The sequence below is a fragment of the Promicromonospora sukumoe genome (genome assembly GCF_014137995.1).
In the GTDB taxonomy this organism is placed as follows: domain Bacteria; phylum Actinomycetota; class Actinomycetes; order Actinomycetales; family Cellulomonadaceae; genus Promicromonospora; species Promicromonospora sukumoe.
This window is the reverse complement of sequence record NZ_JACGWV010000003.1, coordinates 554275-574838: the sequence shown is the minus strand read 5'-3', so window position 1 is coordinate 574838 and position 20564 is coordinate 554275. Positions and strand designations below refer to the sequence as shown.

17 protein-coding genes are annotated in these 20564 nt (G+C 73.8%); 6 read left to right on the top strand and 11 right to left on the bottom strand.

The window, feature by feature from the left end; translation table 11 throughout:
• Positions 1 to 17: 17 nt before the first annotated feature.
• Positions 18 to 1322 (bottom strand): geranylgeranyl reductase family protein, encoded by a 1305-nt coding sequence (locus FHX71_RS26615; protein WP_182620496.1) that lies wholly within the window; start codon positions 1320 to 1322, stop codon positions 18 to 20.
• A gap of 280 nt (positions 1323 to 1602) precedes the next feature.
• Positions 1603 to 2298, bottom strand: coding sequence for a demethylmenaquinone methyltransferase (locus tag FHX71_RS26610; protein WP_182620495.1), 696 nt, complete (start codon positions 2296 to 2298; stop codon positions 1603 to 1605).
• 96 nt (positions 2299 to 2394) lie between these two features.
• On the opposite strand from FHX71_RS26610, the gene FHX71_RS26605 reads away from it, so the two are divergent.
• Positions 2395 to 3933: an isochorismate synthase gene (locus tag FHX71_RS26605; RefSeq protein WP_182620494.1), complete on the top strand. Its 1539-nt coding sequence runs from the start codon at positions 2395 to 2397 to the stop codon at positions 3931 to 3933.
• 104 nt (positions 3934 to 4037) lie between these two features.
• Here FHX71_RS26605 and FHX71_RS26600 read toward each other — a convergent pair whose 3' ends face one another.
• Both FHX71_RS26600 and FHX71_RS26595 read right to left on the bottom strand, forming a co-directional pair.
• Positions 4038 to 5789 carry a DUF6114 domain-containing protein gene (locus FHX71_RS26600; protein ID WP_182620493.1) on the bottom strand — a complete coding sequence of 584 codons (1752 nt, stop codon included), beginning with the start codon at positions 5787 to 5789 and terminating at the stop codon, positions 4038 to 4040.
• Complete coding sequence (locus FHX71_RS26595; protein WP_182620492.1) at positions 5780 to 6373, bottom strand: DUF6230 family protein; 594 nt, start codon at positions 6371 to 6373, stop codon at positions 5780 to 5782. The genes FHX71_RS26600 and FHX71_RS26595 overlap by 10 nt, the downstream gene beginning before the upstream one ends.
• Positions 6374 to 6501: 128 nt before the next feature.
• Between FHX71_RS26595 and FHX71_RS26590 the strand changes: the two genes are divergently transcribed.
• Positions 6502 to 7140 (top strand): TetR/AcrR family transcriptional regulator, encoded by a 639-nt coding sequence (locus FHX71_RS26590; protein ID WP_182620491.1) that lies wholly within the window; start codon positions 6502 to 6504, stop codon positions 7138 to 7140.
• A gap of 7 nt (positions 7141 to 7147) precedes the next feature.
• Here FHX71_RS26590 and FHX71_RS26585 read toward each other — a convergent pair whose 3' ends face one another.
• The 4 genes from FHX71_RS26585 to FHX71_RS26570 all read right to left on the bottom strand — a co-directional run bounded on the left by FHX71_RS26585 (position 7148) and on the right by FHX71_RS26570 (position 12446).
• On the bottom strand, positions 7148 to 7642 hold the full coding sequence (locus tag FHX71_RS26585) for a GNAT family N-acetyltransferase (RefSeq protein WP_182620490.1): 495 nt from the start codon (positions 7640 to 7642) through the stop codon (positions 7148 to 7150).
• Positions 7643 to 7790: 148 nt separating this feature from the next.
• Positions 7791 to 9560: a S1C family serine protease gene (locus FHX71_RS26580; protein ID WP_182620489.1), complete on the bottom strand. Its 1770-nt coding sequence runs from the start codon at positions 9558 to 9560 to the stop codon at positions 7791 to 7793.
• A gap of 142 nt (positions 9561 to 9702) precedes the next feature.
• The gene (gene menD / locus FHX71_RS26575) at positions 9703 to 11469 is read right to left on the bottom strand and encodes a 2-succinyl-5-enolpyruvyl-6-hydroxy-3-cyclohexene-1-carboxylic-acid synthase (RefSeq protein ID WP_182620488.1); all 1767 of its coding nucleotides are present in this window, start codon (positions 11467 to 11469) and stop codon (positions 9703 to 9705) included.
• On the bottom strand, positions 11466 to 12446 hold the full coding sequence (locus tag FHX71_RS26570; protein WP_182620487.1) for an o-succinylbenzoate synthase: 981 nt from the start codon (positions 12444 to 12446) through the stop codon (positions 11466 to 11468). The genes menD and FHX71_RS26570 overlap by 4 nt, the downstream gene beginning before the upstream one ends.
• A gap of 230 nt (positions 12447 to 12676) precedes the next feature.
• Between FHX71_RS26570 and FHX71_RS26565 the strand changes: the two genes are divergently transcribed.
• From FHX71_RS26565 to FHX71_RS26555, 3 genes are read left to right on the top strand one after another with little or no spacing between them, the layout of a single operon-like run.
• On the top strand, positions 12677 to 13309 hold the full coding sequence (locus tag FHX71_RS26565; protein ID WP_182620486.1) for a MarR family transcriptional regulator: 633 nt from the start codon (positions 12677 to 12679) through the stop codon (positions 13307 to 13309).
• On the top strand, positions 13266 to 13757 hold the full coding sequence (locus FHX71_RS26560) for a HEPN domain-containing protein (protein WP_182620485.1): 492 nt from the start codon (positions 13266 to 13268) through the stop codon (positions 13755 to 13757). Before FHX71_RS26565 ends, FHX71_RS26560 begins: the two co-directional genes overlap by 44 nt.
• Positions 13758 to 13794: 37 nt before the next feature.
• The gene (locus tag FHX71_RS26555) at positions 13795 to 14763 is read left to right on the top strand and encodes a 1,4-dihydroxy-2-naphthoyl-CoA synthase (protein ID WP_182620484.1); all 969 of its coding nucleotides are present in this window, start codon (positions 13795 to 13797) and stop codon (positions 14761 to 14763) included.
• A gap of 145 nt (positions 14764 to 14908) precedes the next feature.
• On the opposite strand, the gene FHX71_RS26550 is transcribed toward FHX71_RS26555, so the two are convergent.
• From FHX71_RS26550 to FHX71_RS26540, 3 genes are all read right to left on the bottom strand, one after another.
• Positions 14909 to 16684: an ABC transporter ATP-binding protein gene (locus tag FHX71_RS26550; protein WP_182620483.1), complete on the bottom strand. Its 1776-nt coding sequence runs from the start codon at positions 16682 to 16684 to the stop codon at positions 14909 to 14911.
• A complete protein-coding gene (locus FHX71_RS26545; RefSeq protein WP_220490490.1) occupies positions 16671 to 17882 on the bottom strand; it encodes a DUF1611 domain-containing protein in 1212 nt (403 codons plus the stop codon). Before FHX71_RS26545 ends, FHX71_RS26550 begins: the two co-directional genes overlap by 14 nt.
• A 164-nt stretch (positions 17883 to 18046) precedes the next feature.
• Positions 18047 to 19126, bottom strand: a complete 1080-nt coding sequence (locus tag FHX71_RS26540; RefSeq protein ID WP_246403562.1) for a DUF3048 domain-containing protein — start codon at positions 19124 to 19126, stop codon at positions 18047 to 18049.
• A gap of 109 nt (positions 19127 to 19235) precedes the next feature.
• Here FHX71_RS26540 and FHX71_RS26535 point away from each other — a divergent pair, with 109 nt between their 5' ends.
• Complete coding sequence (locus tag FHX71_RS26535) at positions 19236 to 20561, top strand: AMP-binding protein (RefSeq protein ID WP_182620482.1); 1326 nt, start codon at positions 19236 to 19238, stop codon at positions 20559 to 20561.
• The last annotated feature ends 3 nt before the right edge of the window (positions 20562 to 20564 follow it).

The following is a 20564-nucleotide window of genomic DNA, read 5'->3' as shown; positions in this document are numbered from 1 at the left end:
CTTCATGGACGTGCTGCTCATGAGCTCGGGACCACCCTGGTCAGGCCCGCGATGACGCGGTCGACCCAGTCGCCGCCGTGGGGCTCGTAGCAGTCGGACAGGAGCTTGAGCGTGAACTGCATGACGACCTTGCGCGGCAGGCCGTACCGCACGCAGACGCGCATGATCTCGGGGTGCTCGATGAGCCGCACGAACCAGCGGCCCAGGGTGTAGTAGCCGCCCAGGTCGTCCCGCATGCGCTCCGCGTAGGTGGCGAGCGTGGCCTCGCGGGCCGGGTCGGTGGCGCGGTGGCGGGCCTGGCTGATCGCCTCGGCGGCGACCCGGCCGGCCTGCAGGCCGTAGGCGATGCCCTCGCCGTTGAACGGGCTCACCATGCCGGCGGAGTCGCCGGCCAGGAGCACGCCGTCCGCGTACAGCGGGCCGCGGTTGAAGCCCATCGGCAGGGCCGCGCCGCGGATCGGCCCGCGCTCCGGCTCGTGCACCAGGTCCCAGCCCTCGGGCGCGCTCTTCTCGAGCCACGTCTCCATGAGCCGCCGGTAGTCGATGCCCGCCGCCGACTGCTTCGCCGGCGTCGAGGACACGCTGCCCAGGCCCACGTTCACCGTGCCGTCGCCGAGCGGGAAGATCCAGCCGTAGCCCGGCAGCAGGTCGCTCTTGCCCGGCTCGCCGTCCCACAGCTCGAGGTGCGACTCCATGAACGGGTCGTCGTGGCGCGGGGTGCGGTAGTAGGCGCGCACCGCGGTGCCCATGGGGCGGTCGTCGCGGCGCTCCCGGCCGATGCCGAGCGAGAACCGCGAGCTGACGCCGTCGGCCGCGACCACCACGGGGGCGCGGAACTCCTTGACGGGGCCCTCGGCGCGGCCGCGGGCGTCGAGCGGCTGCGCGGTGACGCCGACCACGCGGCCGTCGTCGTCGCGGACCGCGCCGGTGACCTTGGTGCGCTCCAGCAGCTTGGCGCCGCTCGCCTGGGCGTGCTGCGCGAGGGTGTGGTCCAGGCCCATCCGGGTCCGGGCCATGCCGTAGCCCGGGTAGGTCGTGAGGTCGGGCCAGTCCAGCTCGTAGGAGCGGCCGCCGCCGTGCACGCGCAGGCCGCGGTTGCGGATCCAGCCGTCCTCCACGCGGGTCGGCACGCCCATCCGGACGAGCTCGGCCACGGCGCGCGGCGTCAGGCCGTCGCCGCAGATCTTGTCGCGGGGAAACTCGCCCTTTTCCAGCAGCAGCACGTCGAGCCCCGCGGCCGCGCACCAGTGCGCGGTGGACGAGCCGGCCGGACCGGCGCCCACCACGATGACATCCGCGTCGTCACGTATCGCTCTTCGCACGTTCACCCCCGTTGGGAACCCGCTGCCTGGTCGTTGCTGACCTGCTGTGCGGGGTTCGTCAAGGGCTTCATGACAAGCCCTTGTGAACCCTGTCACAACACCGACACCCTAGCCACACTTAGGGGGGATTGTGTAGGAAGGTTCCCCTTACTTGAGGGTAGGCCGGAAGCCCCCATGGGGCGCACGAACGACGAGGTCGTGACTTTGCTTCGAGATCGGTCCGGCGCTGGACCGATCTCGACGCGAAGTCACGACCTCGCGGGCTAACTGCCGATGTAGGTCAGGCCGGACGGACCGCCCGGTGCAGGGCCACGATGCCGCCGGTCACGTTGCGGTAGGCGGCGTGCTCCCAGCCCGCCTCCAGCATGAGCTTGGCAAGGTCCACCTGGGTGTGCCAGCCGCGGATCGACTCGGCCAGGTAGTCGTAGGAGCCCTTGTCCCGGGTCACGGCGCCGGCCACGACGGGCAGCGCGCGCATCAGGTACTCCTGGTAGACGGTCCGGAACGGGCCCCACGTCGGCGTCGAGAACTCGCAGATCACGATGCGCCCGCCGGGTCGCACGACGCGGTGCATCTCGCGCAGCGCCGTGAGCGTGTCCACCACGTTGCGCAGGCCGAAGCTGATCGTCACGGCGTCGAACGACTCGTCGGCGAAGGGCAGCCGCGTGGCGTCGCCCGCGACGAACGGCAGGTCCGGACGGCGCTCCTTGCCGACCTGGAGCATGCCGATCGAGAAGTCGGACGGCACCACGAACGCGCCGTCGGCGGCGAAGGGCTCGCTGCTGGTCCCGGTGCCCGCGGCGAGGTCGAGCACGCGCTCACCCGGCATGGCGGCGACCGCCTCCACGGTCAGACGGCGCCAGCGCCGGTCCTGGCCCAGGGAGATGAGGTCGTTCGTCAGGTCGTACCGGGCGGCGATCCCGTCGAACATCGACGCGACCTCGGCCGGCTTCTTCTCGAGACTCGCACGTGACATGCCGCCATGGTTTCACGCCGGGCGGGCCGCGGGCGCGTCTGTGACCTCCCTTACCGCGGGCGGGCGGGCGCCGCGGACGCGCTTATCCTGAAAGCGATGATCGCTTCACCTTCCGGCGGCACTCCCGGCACACCCACCGGCTCCCCCTCCGGCATCAGCGTGTACGACTCCTGGGCGGCCGAGGCGCCGACCGCGTCCGACGACGCACCGCCCGGCGCTCCCCACGGCCCGCAGCTCGTGGTGCGGACCGTCGCGACCGACGACCTGCCGGACACCGCGACCGCGCTCGTCGACCAGCTCCCCGACACCCACGCGCTCGCCTGGGTGCGGCACGGCGACGGGCTCGTGGGCTGGGGCGAGGCGCTCCGGTTCGAGACGTTCGGCCCGGGCCGGTTCGCCGACGCCGACGAGGCCTGGCGCCAGGTGCTCGGGAACGCGGTGGTGCACGACGACGTGAACCTGCCCGGCAGCGGGCTGGTCGCGTTCGGCAGCTTCGCGTTCGACGACGTCTCCCCCGGCGACGAGTCCGAGGACCCCGCGCGGGCGAGCGGCGTGCTGATCGTGCCGCGCGTCGTCGTCGGACGGCGGGGCGAGACGGCCTGGATGACCACGATCTCCCTGGTGGGCGACCGGTCCGCCCCCGTGGGCGAGGACCTGCTGTCCGCCTACCCGCACCAGCCCGTGACGGAGCCGGGCCGGGTGGTCCTGGCCGACGGCGCCGTGGCCGCGGCCGACTGGCCCGCCGTGGTGGCCGAGGGCATCGCGCGCATCCAGACCGGCGAGCTGGAGAAGGTGGTGCTCGCGCGCGACGTCGTCGCGACCGCGGAGCACCCGCTGGACACGCGGCACCTGCTGGGCCGCCTGGCGTCCGCGTACGACGCCTGCTGGGCGTTCAGCGTGGACGGCATGGTCGGAGCCACGCCGGAGCTGCTGGTGCGCAGCGAGAAGGGCCTGGTGGCCTCGCGCGTGCTGGCGGGCACCATCCGCCGCGAGCACAGCGCCACGGACCCCGCACCGGGCGCCCACGACGGCGGTCCGGGCGAGGAGGCCGCACGGTCCGGCGACGACGCCGACCTGCTGCGCGCCGCCCAGCTCGCCCGCTCCTCGAAGGACCTGGAGGAGCACGAGTTCGCGGTGCGCTCCGTGGCCGCCGCCCTCGAGCCGTTCTGCTCGTCGATGAACGTGCCCGAGGCGCCCTTCGTGCTGCACCTGCCGAACGTCATGCACCTCGCGACGGACGTGACCGGCGTGCTGACCGACCAGCACCCGGGTTCGGGCGCCGGGTCGGGCGCCGGGTCGGGCCGGCCGGCGCCGTCGTCCCTCTCGCTGGCCGCCGCGCTGCACCCGAGCGCCGCCGTGTGCGGTACGCCGACGACCGCGGCGCGCAGCCTGATCCGCGAGATCGAGGGCCTGGACCGTGCGCGGTACGCGGGCCCGGTGGGCTGGGTCGGGGCCGGGGGCGACGGTGAGTGGGGCATCGCCCTGCGGTCGGCCGAGATCTCCCCGGCCGACCCGCACCACATCCGGCTGTTCGCGGGCTGCGGCATCGTCGCGGCGTCGGACCCGCAGGCGGAGCTGGCGGAGTCCGAGGCCAAGCTGGAGCCGATGCGCTACGCCCTGGGCGCCACCCCCTGACCCACCCCCACATGCGTTGAGTGCTGCACGCTGGTCGAGCTTGTCGAGACCTGGGTCTCGACAAGCTCGACCAGCGAGTCACGCACTCAACGAGGACGGAGGGTTTAGGCGTCGCCTGCTCGCGGGCCCGTGCCGATCGGGTGCTCCGGGTCGCCCCAGACCTGCTCGCGGAACGTGTCCCAGACCTGCAGGTCCGACGTCGCGCCGAGGAAGCCCATCCGCGCGTCCGTGGCGGTCAGCAGGATCTCGATCAGCGAGGCGCCCTCCAGCACCTTGGTGGCCACCTCCAGGAGGTCCTGGCCGTCCGGCAGGTTCGCGTGGATCGACGACACGTACATGTGCACGTCGCCCTCCAGCGACACGAAGTTCGCCCGCGTGTCCGTGCCCGCGACGGTGCCCTTGTCGTACGCGTACGACTTGAGCCAGAACCCGTCGACGACGACCTTGTCGGCCGAGATCTTGATGGCGTCCCGGCGCGAGCCGTCGTTCTTGACCGGCACGTTCGCCAGGCCGATCCCGTTGATGCCGTCGAGCGGGATCGTCAGGTCGTGGCTCTCCAGGTCGGCGGGGAGCGAGAAGACGGAGCCGTCCTCCGTGCTGCCGCACTGGCCGGGCAGGTCGACGTTGAGGTCGAACTTGCCGCCGAACGTCACCTTCACGCAGGTGCCGAGCTCGGTGTGCAGCGCCTCCTCGATCGTCGCCTGCGGGTCGATCTCGCCGCACGGGTCGGTCTTCGCGTCGGGCCCGGCGTCCGGGGGCGTCTCGCCGTCCTGGGTGGGCTCCTGGCACTCGGACTTGTCGTCCTTGTCCTTGCCGCCCGCGGCGTCGTCGCCGGAGCCCGCGTCGCCGCCGGAGCCGCCGCTGGACGGGTCGGTCGCGCCGCCCGTGAGGTCGTCGACGGCGTCCCCGACCGGGTCCTCGGCCTCGTCGCCCTGGTCTTCCGTGGAGCCCAGCGACGGTGTCGGCGAGGCGGACGGCTCCGCGTCGCCGTCGTCGCACGCGCCGAACACCACGCACCATAACGAGTCGTCCTGCGCGGTCTGCACGGTCTGCATGCTCGACGCCGGCAGGCTCATGCCGCCGACCGCCATCGCGCCGGCCACCACGACCGCCGCGGACTTCTGCGAGAGGGCGCGGAGCGCGCTGCTGAGCGTCTCGGCCTGGGGGACGGCCTGGGTGTCCGCGGCGGGCTCGGCGTCGGGAGCGGGTCCGGCGTCGGGCGCGGGTTCGCGCGGGGCGTCGTCCGCCTCCGGGCCGACGGCGGCCTGCGGGGCACCGGTCTTCCCGGCGTCGGTCTTCCCGCCGTCGGTCTTCCCTGCGTCACCCTCCGGGCCGTCGGGCCCGGGCGCAACGGCGGCCTCGGACGCCGAGACCCCAGCCTCGTCGCCCGGCTCCTCCGTGCCGCTCTCCTCGGCCGTACCGGCGTCGGCCTCCTCGGGACCCCAGGACACGACGATGACGCCGCCGACCACGCCGAGCAGGAACCCGACGACCCAGCCGCCCAGGTTCACGCCCGCGATCGAGTAGACCGAGATGGCGAGCGCGAGCACGCCGTAGAAGATGCGGTGCACGGGCTGGGCGATCACCAGGACCCCGAGCAGGATCAGGGTGAGCGGCAGGATCGTCGCCTGCGCGCCCTCCACCCCGAACTTGAGCACCACGTTGACGCCGAGCTGGTCGAGCCCGATCGGGCCGCGCAGGAAGAGCATCTCCAGGCCCGCGAGAACGACCAGCACACCCCCGACGAACGGCCGCTGCCGGCGCCAGGGGCGGAAGTCCCTGCGCCAGTCGGCGAACCTCGCGCGAAGTCCGGGGCGGCCGGCGTCCGCCGGGCCGTCACCCGGACTCAGAAGCACTCGGTGCCGTCCGTGATCTTGAGGCTGAGGTCCGTCAGCTGGAAGACGGCGGCCTGCGTGCTCCACGACACCTGCTGGAGGCCGTCGATGTCGATGGAGTCGGAGTCCATGGCGAAGTCGCCGGCGTCGCCCTTGTCGGTCGTGTTGACGGTCGAGGCGTCGACGCCGATCCGGATGTTCTTGAAGATCGCGGTGCCCGACAGGTCGCTCATGCCGATCTGCAGGTCGGTGGCCTTGGCCGGCTCCTCGCCGGTGCCGGCGGTGATCAGCAGGCCCACCTTGCCCAGCGGCGTGTCCTGCACGACCGACTGGCAGAGGTTGTAGAGCTGCGCGTCCTTGATGTTCGCGATGGCGGCGGGGTGCTCCGTGCCGTCGGTGGCGGTCGCGACGCCCGCGTACTGCGAGAAGCCGGTGCCCGCGAGCTTGTCGGCGCCGATCTTGAACTGGCTGCCGGAGATGGCGAACGAGACGGGTACCGCACCCTGCGCAACCCCACCGAGCAGGACGCTGGCGGCGATCGTGACCGGGATGACGGCGAGAGCCACGCGGCCCCTCCGCGTCCCCGTGAGCTTGCTGAGCTTCATTGGATTTCCCCTCATGCCAATGTGGGGACGACGACGTCGTCGTCCCGCCGCGACGTTAGCGCTATTACTGACTCACCGTCAATTGACCCCCTGACGGCGGCGCAAAGCATGCCGGATATGCTCGACACATGGCAACAGCCCGACGCACACGGCTCCGCCCGGAGGAACGCCGCAACCAGCTCGTGGCCCTCGGAGTCGCGACCCTCGCGGACCGCCCGCTGGCCGAGGTGACCGTCGAGGAGATCGCCGCCGAAGCCGGTGTCTCGACGGGTCTCGTCTACTACTACTTCGGCTCGAAGAACGGCCTGCACCACGAGATCGTGCGGCGTGCGCGCGACTCCATGCTGCACGCCTCGGAACCGCAACCCGAGCTGCCGCCCGCCGAGCGACTGTCCAACACGCTGTCGCAGCTCGTCACGTACGTGCGCGAGCACGGGCCCACCTTCTACTCGCTCGTACGCGGCGCGGCCAGCGGCGACGAGGAGGTGCGCGCCGTCATCGAGGACGCGCGGCGCCAGCAGACCGAGCGCGCCCTCGCCGTGCTCCTGGAGCTGGGCGTGCCCGACACCGAGCTGCTGCGCATCGCGGTGCGCTCGTGGGTGGCGCTCGCCGAGCAGGCCCTGGTCGACGGCGGCATCAACTCCGACCTCGCCGCCGACGAGCTGGTCGGCTACCTCGAGCGCAGCCTGGGCGGCGTCGTCGCCGCGGTCGTGCCGGGAGCCGCCGAGGCGCTGCTCGGGGCCTCGGCCCACTCGGCCAAGGCCTGAGCGGACCTCAGATCGCCTTGACCATCAGCAGGCACGGGTCGTCGGCCCAGAGGTCGGGGAACTCCTCCACGGGGTGGAAGCCGCAGGCGCTGTAGAAGGCACGGGTCTGGTCGTACCCCGGTTCGGACACCGACGAGCCGAACGTCTTGACGCTCAGCAGCCGCACGCCCTGGGCCCGCAGGTCGTCCTCGACGCGTGCCATCAGGGTGCGCCCCACGCCGGCACGGTGGTGCTTGCGCCGCACCGCGAGCAGGTGCACCTCGGCCGACGTCGGGTAGCGCTGGTCCAGGAGCAGCACCCCGAGCACGTCGTCGGCCGGGATGGTGCTGCCGTCAGGCCCGGCGTCGTCCGCGAGCGCGACGTAGTTGGGGAACTTCGCCGCCGCCTCGACGTACTCGTGCGTGAACCTGTCGATGCCGAACCATTCCGGCAGCTCCTCCAGGATCTCGTGCGCGGCATCCGCCCGCCCCAAGGTCCTGACCACGGTGTACGTCCCAGACACGCGGCTTAACCTAGACCGGCCGGGCCAAGTTCACCCGCTGAAGGTGAATATGCGAAAGATCCCCAGGTCAGCGATGTGACCTGGGGATCTTTCGGGTAGGGCCGAGGGGACGAGTCGGCCCTGTCGGAGGGTCAGCCCCGGTTGCGGGTCAGCCCTGGTTGAGCAGGTCCTGCAGCCAGCCCGGCAGGTTGTTCGGGTTGGTCTGGTCCGAGCCCGAGCCGTCCTGCTGGCTCTGGCCCGGCTGCTGGTCCTGCTGGTTCTGGGAACCGGAGTCCTGGGTGGCGGTCTCGGCCTTGGCCGCGAGCGTCACGGTGATCTCCTGCGTGCTGCCGTCACGGACCACGGTGAGCACCGCCTTGTCGCCGGCCTCCTTCTCCCGCACGAACGCGGTGAGGGACTCCGGGCTGTTGACCGCCGACCCGTCGAAGGCCACGATCACGTCTCCCTTCTGGATCCCGGCCTTGCCGGCCGGGGAGTCGGCGACGACGTCCTCGACGCCTGCGCCGCGGCGGGTGACGCCGTCCGCCGTGGCGGTGGCGTCCGACATCGAGACACCCAGGAAGGCGTGCTTGGCGGTGCCGGTCTCCTTGAGCTGGTCACCGATCTGCGACGCCAGGTTGCCCGGGATGGCGAAGCCCAGGCCGATCGAGCCGGAGCTGCTGGACGTGCCGCCCCCACCGCTCGACAGCGTGGCGATCGAGGACGTGATGCCGATGACCTCGCCCGACGCGTTGAACAGCGGTCCACCCGAGTTGCCCGGGTTCACGGCGGCGTCGATCTGGATGGCGTTGGTGACCACCTGGTCCGACCCGTTCTCGGCGCTGGCCACGACGGGGCGGTTCAGGGCGGACACGATGCCGGTCGTGGCGGTGTTCGCCAGGCCCAGCGGGTTGCCGAGCGCCATCACGGGCTCGCCCACCACCACGTTGTCCGAGTCGGCGAACGTGGCCGGCTTCAGGTCCGACGGCGGGTCGTTCAGCTGCACGACGGCGAGGTCGGTGGTCGGGTCGGTGCCGACGATCTTGGCCTCGTACACGCTGCCGTCGCTCAGCGTCACCTGGACGGTCTGCGCGCCGGCGACCACGTGGTTGTTGGTCAGCACGCGGCCCTGGGTGTCCAGCACGACGCCGGAACCCTCCGCGCCGCCCGCCTGGGTCTGCACCTGGATGGACACCACGGACTGCTCGACGGCAGAGGTGACCGCCGTCCAGTCCGGGTTCTCCACGGTGGAGCTCTTCACGGGGACGGTCTGGCTGTTGGACTGGCCGACGTCGGCCAGGGACGTGGCGGTGCCCGGTCCGCCGGTGAGCGTGAGGAGGCCGGCCGTGCCCGCGCTGGCCAGCACCGCGGCGGCCGCGGCGGCGGCGACCACGGGGACCCAGGTGCGGTTGCGCGCCTTCGGCTCGGCGGTAGCCGTCGCCGGGACCGCGTACGGGTTGACGTAGGTCGGCGACGGGCCGGTGCCGTGGGCCGCCGGGCCGGTGCCGTGGGCCGCGCCCGCGGCGGGGGCCACGGTCTGCACGGGCATGGTGTGCTGCTGGGCGGGCGTCGGCTGGTGAGCCGGGGGCTGGTGGGCCGGGGGCTGGTGCTGGGCCGGGCCCTGGTGCTCGGCGGCGGCCTGCTGCGGGGCGGGCACCGCCTGGTGCTGGGCGCGCTCGTGCTGGGCGGGCGTCATGCCTTCCGGCGTCGCGCCCTGGGGTGCCGCGCCGTGCGGCGTCGGGACCTGGGGCGCCGGGGCCTGAGGCGTCGCGCCCGTGGGCGGCGCGGGGACCGGCGCCGGGGACTGCGCAGGGGTCGGGGACTGCTCGGCGCCCGTGCTCGGGACGGGTGCCGGGCCGGCGACCGGAAGCTGCTGGGTCGGCTGCGCTCCGGACGGCTGCTCTTCCGGCTGCGGAGTGTTGCTGTTCTGGTCGGTCATCGTGACCCTCCTTGAAGTCAGAACCAGTTGACACCCCGTTCCTTGTCCCACCCTTAAACGAGTCTGTGAGTTCCCTGCGAACCCGATCGCACGTGTCAGACGTACAGGTCCCCCGGGGGACCTGTACGTCTGACACGTGGGGTCAGGGGGCAGGGGTCGCGGCGGCCACCACGTCGGCCGCCAGCGCGCGGCTCTCCGTCAGGCGGTCGGCGCGCGGCACGCGCACCTCGATCACCTGGACGCCGTGGCTCGGCGCCTGCAGCGCGTGCCGCAGGGTCGGCACGTCCTTGACGAGCTGGTGGTCGACGCCGTAGCCCGCGCACAGCTGCGCCAGGTTCGCCCCGTGCGGCGTGCCGAACACCCGCTCGAAGGTCGCGCTCGCGCCGTCCCCGGTCGCGGCGAGCGCGCCGTGCTCCAGCGTCGCGAAGATCGACCCGCCGTCGTCGTTGACCACGACGATCTCCAGGTCGACCGGGGGCTCGTCGGGGCCCCGGAGCAGGCCGCCGATGTCGTGCAGGAAGGTGAGGTCGCCCAGGAGGGCACGCGTGCGCAGGCCGCGGCGGGCGGCGGCCAGCGCCACCCCGACCGACGTCGAGACGGTGCCGTCGATGCCGGCGAGGCCCCGGTTCGCGAGGACCTCCGGGCCGGACCCATCGAGGCCGAGCACCAGCTCGAGGTCGCGCACCGGGTTGGACGAGCCGACGACGAGCAGGTCGGCGGGGCCGAGCACGCGGGCCACGGCACGCGCCACGGAGAGCGCCGTCGGGCCGCCCAGCACGGCGTCGTCGCAGGTCGCCTGGTCCAGCACGCCTGCGGCCGCGGCGCCGGCGGCCCGCCAGCGCTCCAGGAACGACGTCGGCGGCTCCCCGCTCGGCTCGAACCACGGGGCAGCCAGGCCGGGCAGGACGACGGCGGCGTTGCGCGCGGCGTCGGGCCAGGGAGCGGCGCCGGGCGCGACGACGGTGACCGTCACGGCGGGGCGGCCCAGCAGCCGCTGCACGGGCCGCGACAGGGTGGGCCGGCCGAGCACGACGACCTGCTCGATGCCGTCGGCGAGCTCCTCGGAGCCGAGCAGCAGGCGGTACCCCGCCACCGCGTTGGGCCCGCCCGTCGAGCCCGACGACGGCTCCGCGAACAGCGGCCAGCCCTGCGCCTCGGCGAGGCGACGCGCGTCGGGCCCGGCGCCGTCGCCCGCGACGACGACGGTACGCGCCGAGTCGCCGGGCAGCGCCGGGGAGGTGAGGTGCTGCGGCACGACCGGCACGACGAGCGGCGGGTCGGGCTTCGGGTACCCCTCCTGGGCGGGCGCCGCGGGCCCGGGCAGCGGGGCCGACGGCGTCAGCGGGTCGCGGAACGCGAGGTTGAGGTGCACCGGGCCCGGGTGCCCCGAGCGGAACCCGAGGGCGGCGTCGGCCGCGCGGGCGGTGACGCTCCGCAGGTCGCGGAGGCCCTGCGCGCCCTCGTCGTAGTCGGCGGCGGCGGACGGCGCGGGGACGTCCACCGCGAACCGCACCGCCGAGCCGAAGATGCCAACCTGGTCGGTGGTCTGCGACGCGCCCGTGCCGCGCAGCTCGTGCGGCCGGTCGGCGGTGAGCAGGATCAGCGGCAGGCCCGTGTGGCTCGCCTCCAGCACGGCGGGGTGCAGGTTCGCGACGGCGGTGCCCGACGTCGTGACGACGGCGACCGGCGCCCCGTCGCCGCCCTTGGCCAGGCCCAGGGCGAGAAATCCCGCGTCCCGCTCGTCGACCCGGACGTGCAGCGTGAGGCGGCCGGCGTCGGCGGACTCGGCGAGCGCGTACGCGAGGGGGGCGCTGCGCGAGCCGGGCGCGAGCACGACGTCGCGCACGCCCCGCGTGATCAGGTCGGCGATCAGGGCACGGGCGGCGGCCACGGCGGGCGGGATGGTCATGCGTCCTCCAGGATCCGGGTCAGGCGGTGGTACCGGGCGAGCCAGCGCTCCGTCGTCGCGTCGTCGGCCCGCGCTGCCGCGAGCGCCTCGGGCGACGGTTCCGGGCGGCGGACGGGGAGCGCGCCGTCGACGGGCAGCAGGGGCTGCGCGACGACGTCGTGCGTCAGGAGCTGGGACGTCGCGAGGCCGCACGCATAGGGCAGCTCGGGAAGGGCGGCGGCGAGCGCGACGCCGGCGGCGAGCCCCACGGAGCTCTCCAGCGCGGAGGAGACGACGACGGGCAGGCCGACCTGCTCGGCGAGGTCGAGGCAGGCGCGGACGCCGCCCAGCGGCTGGACCTTGAGGACCACGATGTCGGCGGCCTCCTGGCGCACGACCCGCATGGGGTCGGAGGCGCGGCGGATCGACTCGTCGGCGGCGACGGGCACGTCCTGCTTGCGGCGCACCAGGGCGAGCTCGTCGACGTCGGCGCAGGGCTGCTCGACGTACTCCAGCCCGCCGGCGGCGCGGTCGATCTCGGCGAGGTGGGCGAGGGCCTCGTCGGGGGTCCAGGCGGCGTTGGCGTCGACCCGGATGGCGCCGTCGGGCCCGAGGGCCTCGCGGACGGCGGCGACCCGCTCGACCTCGGCGGACACGGGTTCGAGCGTCCCGTCGGGGCCGCGCTGGGCGACCTTGACCTTGGCGGTGCGGCACCCGCCGGACGCCAGCACGATCGCGCGGGCGCGCTCCGGCCCGACGGCGGGGACGGTCACGTTGACCGGCACGCTCTGCCGCACGGGTTCGGGCCAGCCGGTGGTCGCGGCCTCGTGCGCGGCGCGCAGCCAGGTGGCGGACTCGGCGTCGTCATAGTCCCAGAACGGGGACAGCTCGCCCCAGCCGGCCTCCCCGCGCAGGAGCACGCCGTCGCGCACGTCGATCCCACGGAAGCGGGTTCGCAGGGGCGTGGACCAGACAAGAGGTTCACCGATCAGCAGCACGCCCCCAGGCTATCGACCCGGCCTGCCCGTAGGGGTGCCCCAGGTTGCTGAGCTGGCGTCAGCAGGCTGCGGAGTGCCGTCAAGGCAGTCCCGATGGTCGGATCTGGCCTGCTGAACGAGAGTCAGTCCGACGCCTCCATAGGGCTGTCGTCGCGGTGGGTGGCGTAGGAAGCCGATAGAGGGCGGGCCCACGAAGCTCTTTTCATAAAACGAACGGTATGCTCTGTTTTATGAAAAGAGCCGCACCGCTGCTCCTGCCGCTGCTGCGCACGCGCGCGCAGGGCGACATCCTGGCCGCGGTACTCCTGAACCCCCAAGAGGAACAGAGCCTCTCCGACCTCGGCAGGCTCGTGGGCGTATCCCCCGCGACCGTCCTGCGTGAGGTCGACCGGCTCGAGGAGGCCGGTCTCGTCAGCACCCGCCGCCTCGGCAACACCCGGCTTGCCCGCGCGCGGACGGACAACCCGGTCTACGCTCCTCTAGCAGAACTTCTGGCGGTGACCCTTGGTCCCCTCGCGGTGCTTCGCGACCTCCTCGCTGATGTCGACGGCATCACGCGTGCCTTCATCTATGGATCCTGGGCGGCGCGCTACCACGAGCAGCCAGGTTCCGTCCCCGGTGATATCGACGTACTCGTGATCGGCGATCCCGACCGTGATCGGCTCGACGACGTCATCGACGAGGCCGAGAAAGGGCTGCGCAGGGAGGTCAATATCCGTCGCGTCCCGGCCTCGTCCTGGGAGAGCGACGACGGCCCGTTCAAACGAACCATCATGAGCTCGCCGGTCGTCGAGCTCGTCACGAACGAAGGAGACGCGGGTGGCGGGAACGACACCGGAGAAGGGACGCTGGCCGGTCGGTGAGCCCGAGGTCCAGAACCTCATCGACGAGGGCGAGCTGCAGCAGGTCGCGCCCTCCGAAGAACACGCGGAGTTCCTGCTGGGCCAGGCGGACGTACACCTCGCCTCGGCGGCAAAGGTGATCGACGACGATCCATCGGGTGCTCTGGCGATGCTCTACGACGCCGCCCGGAAGGCCATGACGGCGCCCCTTGCCAGACAAGGTCTGCGACCGACCAACAAGAACGGCCATCGGGCGGTCCAGGAGGGTGTCGAAGCCCAGCTCGGCCCCAATGCCCGCAAGGTCGTGAGGACTTTTCGCTCTCTCCGCCTTCGCCGCCACGACTCCGAATATCCCGGTGTGGAGACGCCGACGATCACCACGGAAGAAGTGACTCTCGCGCTGGCCGACTCACACGAGATCGTCTCCGCCATGAAGAAGTTCGTCCCGAACGTAGGGCCCTGGCACTGAGCATCGGCCGCCGTTCGGCCGAACTAGGCTGGTCCGTGTGAGCACGAGCACCGAACTGCCCAAGCAGGTCTCCGAGACGTTCGACCCGCGGCGCTGGCGCACGGTCGCCGGTTTCGAGGACCTGACCGACCTCACCTACCACCGCGGCGTCGACCGCAGCGGCACCGGCCCCGATGGCACGGCGCCGCGCGACCTGCCGGTGGTGCGCATCGCCTTCGACCGGCCCGAGGTGCGCAACGCGTTCCGCCCGCACACCGTGGACGAGCTGTACCGGGTGATGGACCACGCCCGCATGACGTCCGACGTCGGCACCGTGCTGCTGACCGGCAACGGCCCCTCCCCCAAGGACGGCGGCTGGGCGTTCTGCAGCGGCGGCGACCAGCGCATCCGCGGGCGCGACGGCTACCGCTACGCCGAGGGCGAGCACGCCGACTCGATCGACCCGGCGAAGGCCGGCCGCCTGCACATCCTGGAGGTGCAGCGCCTCATGCGGACCATGCCCAAGGTAGTGGTCGCGGTCGTGGACGGCTGGGCCGCGGGCGGCGGGCACTCGCTGCACGTCGTCGCCGACCTCACGGTCGCCTGCCGCGAGCACGGCAAGTTCAAGCAGACCGACGCCGACGTCGGCTCGTTCGACGCCGGCTACGGCTCCGCCTACTTCGCCCGCCAGCTCGGGCAGAAGCGGGCGCGGGAGGTCTTTTTCCTCGCCCGCGAGTACTCCGCCGACGACGCCGAGCGCTGGGGCTCCGTCAACGAGGTCGCCGCCCACGAGGACCTGGAGGGGTTGGCGCTGGAGTACGCGCGGATCATCGCGGGCAAGTCGCCGCAGGCCATCCGGATGCTGAAGTTCGCGTTCAACGCCGCCGACGACGGCATCGCCGGCCAGCAGGTGTTCGCCGGCGAGGCCACGCGGCTGGCGTACATGACGGACGAGGCGGTCGAGGGCAAGGAGGCGTTCCTGGAGCGCCGCGACCCGGACTGGTCGTCGTACCCCTACTACTACTGACGCCGGTCGTGCCGCCTTCCGCCGGTCGAGCCAGCCTCCGCCGGTCGAGCTTGTCGAGACCTCACCAGGTCTCGACAAGCTCGACCGGCGGGGGTGGGTCGACCGGCGAGGGCACGACCAGCGGGAGTCGGTCAGCCAGCGGAAGTCAATCGTCGGCGTCCGGGGTGCGGCCGTCTGGGGTGACCGGGACCGGGGCGGACGCCAGGCGGAGCTCCTCCGCGTCCAGCACCCGTGCCAGCTCGTCGGACCCGGTGAACGCGACCGCCCCCGGGTACGCCGCCAGCAGGGCCGCGAGCCGGTCGCGCCCCTCCTCGTCCAGGTCGCGGTCCAGGTCGGCGACCAGCAGCAGCGGCGGCTCCCCGTAGACCGCGCGGGCGAGCGCGAGCCGGGCCCGCTCGTCGACGGTCAGGGGCTCCCCGCCGGCGCGCAGCACGGTGCGGGGCCCGTCCGGGAACCGGCCGACGTCGAGACCCACGGCCTCGAACACCGCGTCGGCCGTGGCGTCGTCCAGGTCGGGGCGGCGGTACCGGAGCGCGCGCCGCAGGGTCCCGCGCTCGAACACGGTGCCCCGGGTCGCGAGCCCCACGAGGGCACGGCCGTCCGACGGCGCGACCGCGCGCAGGTTCTGCCCGGCCACCCAGATCTCGTCGGTCGTGCCGGCCGGCGCGAGGTCGAGGCCCACGACGCGGCGCATCAGGCGCAGCGGCGCCCCCGCGCCGTCGCCGGTGTCGTCGCCGACGAGGCGGATGCGCGCGCCAGGGCCCGCGCTCAGCGGCGCGCCGTCCGGGACCAGCCCGGGAAGCACGAGGTGCACGCGGCCGGGAACGTCGGCGCCGTCGGGCAGGTCGGCCGACGCCGCCGCGCTGCTCGCGCGGTCGTGCTCGGCCCGCCGCCGGGCGGCGTCGGCGAGCGCGGGGACGAGCACCGCGCGGGCCGCCAGGAAGGTCTGCCGGTAATCGACGATGCGCCCCAGGTCGACGATGGGCGTCGAGGCCAGCCCGGCCATGGCCATCGCGGCCACGGTGACGGTCGGGTCGAGGCCCCGCACCACGCCGACGGCGGCGACGGCGAGCGTCGCCAGCAGCGCCGCGACCGTGCCTCCGGCGCGCAGCGCGCCGACCGTCACCGAGCGGTCGACGGCACGGTCCACGACGTCGGCGGACGCGGAGTCGATGTGGTCGAGCTCGCGGCCGGCGCCGCGCGCCGCGATGATCCCCTCCGAGGCCCCGACGGTGTCAGCGATCCGCGTGGCCATGCGCCCGCGGGCGCGGCGCAGCCGCCGCGACTTCAGGTACGCGGTGCGCGCCCACGGCACCATGACGGCGGCGAGCACGGCGAGCGGCAGCAGGAACCCGATGCCGAGGAACGGGTCGAGCACCGTGAGCCCGACGGCGGACCCGGCGATCAGCGGGATGCCCGCCGCCAGCGGGCCGATCCCCTGCGACACCCAGTTGCGGACGCTCGCGAGGTCGTTGGTGGTCCGGGCCACCGTGATGCCGAGATGGGTGCTGCCGCCCGGCGTCAGCTCGGACTCGACCAGCTCCCGGCGCAGGTCGCGCACGTAGTCCTGGCCGAGCCGCTCCGCGACGATCCGCTCCTCGACGCGCAGCCCGCCGACGGCCACCGCCGTCGCCACGATGCTCAGCACCGCTACGACGAGCGGCCACAGCTCCGGACGGAGCTGCGTCAGTGCCCAGGCGCCCACCGCGCCGAGCGCACCCTGGCCGAGGCCGAGCGCGGCGAGCCCGACGACCCAGCGACGCCGCGTGCCGACGACGATCCGCGGCAGCCCGCCCGCTGCGTCCGGTTCGGACGACGCCTCGGACGACGCCTCGGCCGGCTCGGGAGCAACGGCCGGCCCGCCCGGCTCAGCGGGCCCGACCAGCCCGGCCGAGGCCCCGCCCGACTCAGGCAACCGCATGGCCCGTGGCCTGGAGTCCCGCGGCGGCCCACGCGACGTCCGGCTGGCACAGGTCGTAGGTGGGCACGACGTCGACGTCGAGCGCCCGGCGGGCCTCGGCCGTCGCGAGCGGCGAGGCCGTGAGCACGCCCGACACGAGCGATGGGTCGCAGCCGAGGGCGCGCAGGGCCGCGACGCCGCCGCTCGCCCCGAGGGCGTCGCCGGCGGCGAACACGACGCGGTCGACCACGGAACGGAACGCGTCGTCGACCAGGAGGCGGCCGGTCTCGCCCTGGTAGACGCCGTCGGCGATCTCGATCAGCACGACGTCGGGCACCGGGCCGCCCGGCCGGGCCGGGGAGGCGAGCACGTCGGCCATCGTGGCGAACACGTCGCGGACGTCCTCGAACGGCAGGCCGAAGGTGCTCGGCAGGCCGAAGTCGGTGAAGTCGACGACGTGCTCGGCGCCCGCGTCGACGAAGTGGAGCGCGTCGTTGCCCGCGCCCGTGCCGGTCGCCTTGCCCGCGTGGACCGTGAGCCCCGCGGCGGTGAGGCCGTGGGCGAGGCACGCGAGGGTGGTCGACTTGCCGGAGTTCATCGAGGTGCCGATCACCGCGACCACCGGGACGCGCGTGGCGTTCCCGGCCAGGTTCTCCGCCGCGCGCAGCGGGTAGGGCGCGTGGTCGGCGAGGTTCACGACCGAGCCGCCCGACGAGAGCAGCCCGAGCGGCTCGATGACCGTGGCGTCCTTGATCGCGGCGTGCTGATCGACGACCCGCGACGCGAGCCCGCCGGCGGCGGCGAGGTGGCACGGGCCGAGGTCCTCGGGGAGCAGGGCGAGGAACTGGTCGGCGGCGTACCGCGACCCGTAGGCGACGACGATCTCGTCGCCCTCGAACAGGGTCTGCCGGCGGGAGGCCGGCGACTCGAGCCGGCGGTGCTGGCCGATCGTGACGACCCGCGCCAGCACGACGTCACCGGGGCGCGGCGCCCCGGCCAGGTCGGTGACCAGGCCGAAGGCGGCGGGGTCCCGCTCGATCGCCGCGGCGACGAACCGGGTGGAGTAGGCCTTCTTGGCGCGCAGCACGCGACGGGCCGCCGCGTCCGGCAGCCGCACCGTCGCGGGCCCGGCGTCGAGCCGCAGCGGGGTCGCGACGGGACGCGCGACGGGACGCGCGTCGAGCCCGTGCAGCTCCGGGGACGTGTCAAGGATGCTCATGGCGGCCACGCTTTCTTGTCGAGGGACGCGATGGTGCGACGTCGTTATTCGACAAGCCCGCCATGAACTCGTGATGAGACCCGGATGAAGGCTTTCTCATCAGCCACGACGGCCGTACGCCGTCGCCGTGCGGGAAGAATACCCGGGCCGGGGACGGCTCCGGATCAGCCCACCTGCCAGCTCCCCTTGCCCCTCGGCACGAGCTCGATCCAGGTGTTGCCGGGCTCGAGCTCCACGCTCTTGCCGCCGGGGGTCGTGAGCACGATCGGCGCCTTGAGGCTCTTCTTCGACCAGCGCACCGACACGCTGTGCCCCATCGAGAGCAGGGTGCCCTTGCCGCCGCTGCGGGCGAGCCGGTGCTCCGGCACGGGGGCACCCGTCGGGTCCACCCACTTGGTGTTGAACACCTCGGTGGACAGCACGAGGACGTTCCGCGCGGCGTGCCGCATGCCGTTGGCGGCCATCGACGGCGACGCGCCCTCGCTCCGCAGGTACCGCTTGCTGTCCCGGTCCCACGTCCAGCCGGTGCGCTGCACCGCCGACAGCTTCACGTCGGCCGAGCGCGCGGGCTTGCCGGACTGCCGCGCCGTGCCCTGGCCGAGCTTGCTCGCGTAGTCGAACTGGGCGGGCGGCGGGCTCGTCCGCTCCGCGTCGGCCTGCTTGACGAACGTCGACATGGTGCCGATCACGTTGTGCGGCGCGGTCCGGCCGGGATCACGCCGGAAGCCGGGGTCGCCGTCGTCCATGATGATCGTCTGGGTGCCCAGCCGCTGGACCGCCGAGATGAACGGCCCCTGCCCTCCGGAGAACACCAGGATGCCGTCGAGCGGGGCGACGATCGCGGCGTCCATCGGCCGCACGGAGCGCACCGGCTCGACGACGTCCGGGATGTTCGAGTGGTACGTCGCGACGAACCGGGTGATCCCGCCCTCGACGACCTCCTCCCACACGATGTCCGCCTGGTTCAGCCCGCGCTGCGGCCGGGCCGCCGTCGCGTTCTCGATCTTCACCGACACCGCGGGACGCGCCTTGACCACCTTGGCCGGCACGCCGGTCAGCGGCCACACCAGGGGCACGTCGGGGTCCGGGGGCCCGGTCCGGTCGCCCTCGACCTGCGCCGCGACCGTCGCGGTGGGCGTCACGAGGGCTTCCGCGGGGCTGCCGGCGCTGCAGCCGGTCAGCGCGAGTGCTGTCACCAGGGCCGTACCTGTGGCACGAACCGCCGTCGTCCAACGCGTGGTCATCGGTACTCCTCCGCGAGCGTTCGGTGCCGAGCCCCAAGGGGTCCGTGTGGCGCACACCTTACAGATCCGCCGGAGGCCCGGCCCCCCCGGGCGCGCTTACGCTCAGGAGGTGACCTCGACCGACCCCGCGGGCGCCGTGGTGCGCTCCGTCCGGAATGCCCTGTCCGGCGGCCCGGCCTACGCCCCGCAGCCCCGCCTGTCCGACGCCGCCGTCCCGCCCGGGACCGCGCTCGTGCTGCGGACCTCCGGTTCCACAGGAGACCCCCGCGAGGTCGCCCTCGGCGCGGCGGCCCTGCGGGCCTCCGCCGAGGCCACCCACGAGCGACTCGGCGGGCCCGGCCGCTGGCTGCTGGTGCTGCCGCCCACGCACGTCGCGGGGGTCCAGGTCATCAACCGGACGGTCGTCGCGGGCACCGAGGTCCGCGTGGGCGACCTGGCCCCGTTCACGCCGGAGGCGTTCGCCGCCCTGGCCCGGGACTTCCTCGACGCCCCGGGCGGCGGAGGCCCGGGCGGCCGCGCCTATGTGTCGATCGTGCCCACCCAGCTGCACCGGCTGGTCGCCGCGGCCGACGGCGGGGCAGCCGACGGCGGAGCGGGCAGCGACCCGTCCGACGACGGCCTCGCGCAGCTCGCGCGGTTCGACGCCGTGCTGGTCGGCGGCGCCGCGACGCCCGCACCCCTGCTGGCCCGCGCGCGGGCCGCGGGGGTCCGCGTCGTCACCACGTACGGCATGTCCGAGACCAGCGGCGGCTGCGTGTACGACGGCGTCCCGCTGGCCGGTGTCCGGGTCCGGCTGGCCGACGCCGGGGGCAGCACCCCGGCCGACGCCGAGAACGGCGCCCCGGACGGCCCCGCCCGCACCGGCGTCGTCGAGCTCTCCGGGCCCGTGCTCGCCGAGGGCTACGTGGGCGACCCCGACGCGACGGCCGCCGCGTTCCGCACCGACCCCGACGGCACCCGCTGGTTCCGCACCTCCGACCTGGGCCGTCTCGACGACGGCAGGCTCACGATCCTGGGCCGCGCCGACGACGTCGTCCTCACCGGGGGCGTCAACGTCGCCCCGGCCGCCGTCGAGGACGCGATCGCCGAGCACCTGGCGGGGCTGGGCACGCCGGGCGAGGCGTGCGTCGTCGGGGTGCCGGACGACGAGTGGGGCCAGGCCGTGGTCGCCGTCGTCGTCCTGCCGGACCAAGCAGACGTGAAGGAGCAGGGAGAGCCGCACGACCCCCTCCCCCTGGCCGACGCCGAGGGCGAGCTACTCGCCGGCCTGCGCGCCGCCGTCGGGCAGCGGCTGGGGGCGCCCGCGGCGCCGCGCCGGGTGTACGTCACAGCGTCTCTGCCGACCCGCGGACCGGGCAAGACGGACCGCCGGGCGGTGCGGGACGCCGTCGTCCAGGCCGAACGAAAACTTGACCGGGAACCCGTGCGACCATGACTT

Excerpts from the sequence above, each read along its gene's own strand:
- FHX71_RS26610 (WP_182620495.1), bottom strand. The coding sequence starts at position 2,298 with ATGTCACGTGCGAGTCTCGAGAAGAAGCCGGCCGAGGTCGCGTCGATG.
- FHX71_RS26605 (WP_182620494.1), top strand. The coding sequence starts at position 2,395 with ATGATCGCTTCACCTTCCGGCGGCACTCCCGGCACACCCACCGGCTCC.
- FHX71_RS26595 (WP_182620492.1), bottom strand. The coding sequence starts at position 6,373 with ATGAAGCTCAGCAAGCTCACGGGGACGCGGAGGGGCCGCGTGGCTCTC.
- FHX71_RS26590 (WP_182620491.1), top strand. The coding sequence starts at position 6,502 with ATGGCAACAGCCCGACGCACACGGCTCCGCCCGGAGGAACGCCGCAAC.
- FHX71_RS26580 (WP_182620489.1), bottom strand. The coding sequence starts at position 9,560 with ATGACCGACCAGAACAGCAACACTCCGCAGCCGGAAGAGCAGCCGTCC.
- menD (WP_182620488.1), bottom strand. The coding sequence starts at position 11,469 with ATGACCATCCCGCCCGCCGTGGCCGCCGCCCGTGCCCTGATCGCCGAC.
- FHX71_RS26565 (WP_182620486.1), top strand. The coding sequence starts at position 12,677 with ATGAAAAGAGCCGCACCGCTGCTCCTGCCGCTGCTGCGCACGCGCGCG.
- FHX71_RS26550 (WP_182620483.1), bottom strand. The coding sequence starts at position 16,684 with ATGCGGTTGCCTGAGTCGGGCGGGGCCTCGGCCGGGCTGGTCGGGCCC.
- FHX71_RS26545 (WP_220490490.1), bottom strand. The coding sequence starts at position 17,882 with ATGAGCATCCTTGACACGTCCCCGGAGCTGCACGGGCTCGACGCGCGT.
- FHX71_RS26540 (WP_246403562.1), bottom strand. The coding sequence starts at position 19,126 with ATGACCACGCGTTGGACGACGGCGGTTCGTGCCACAGGTACGGCCCTG.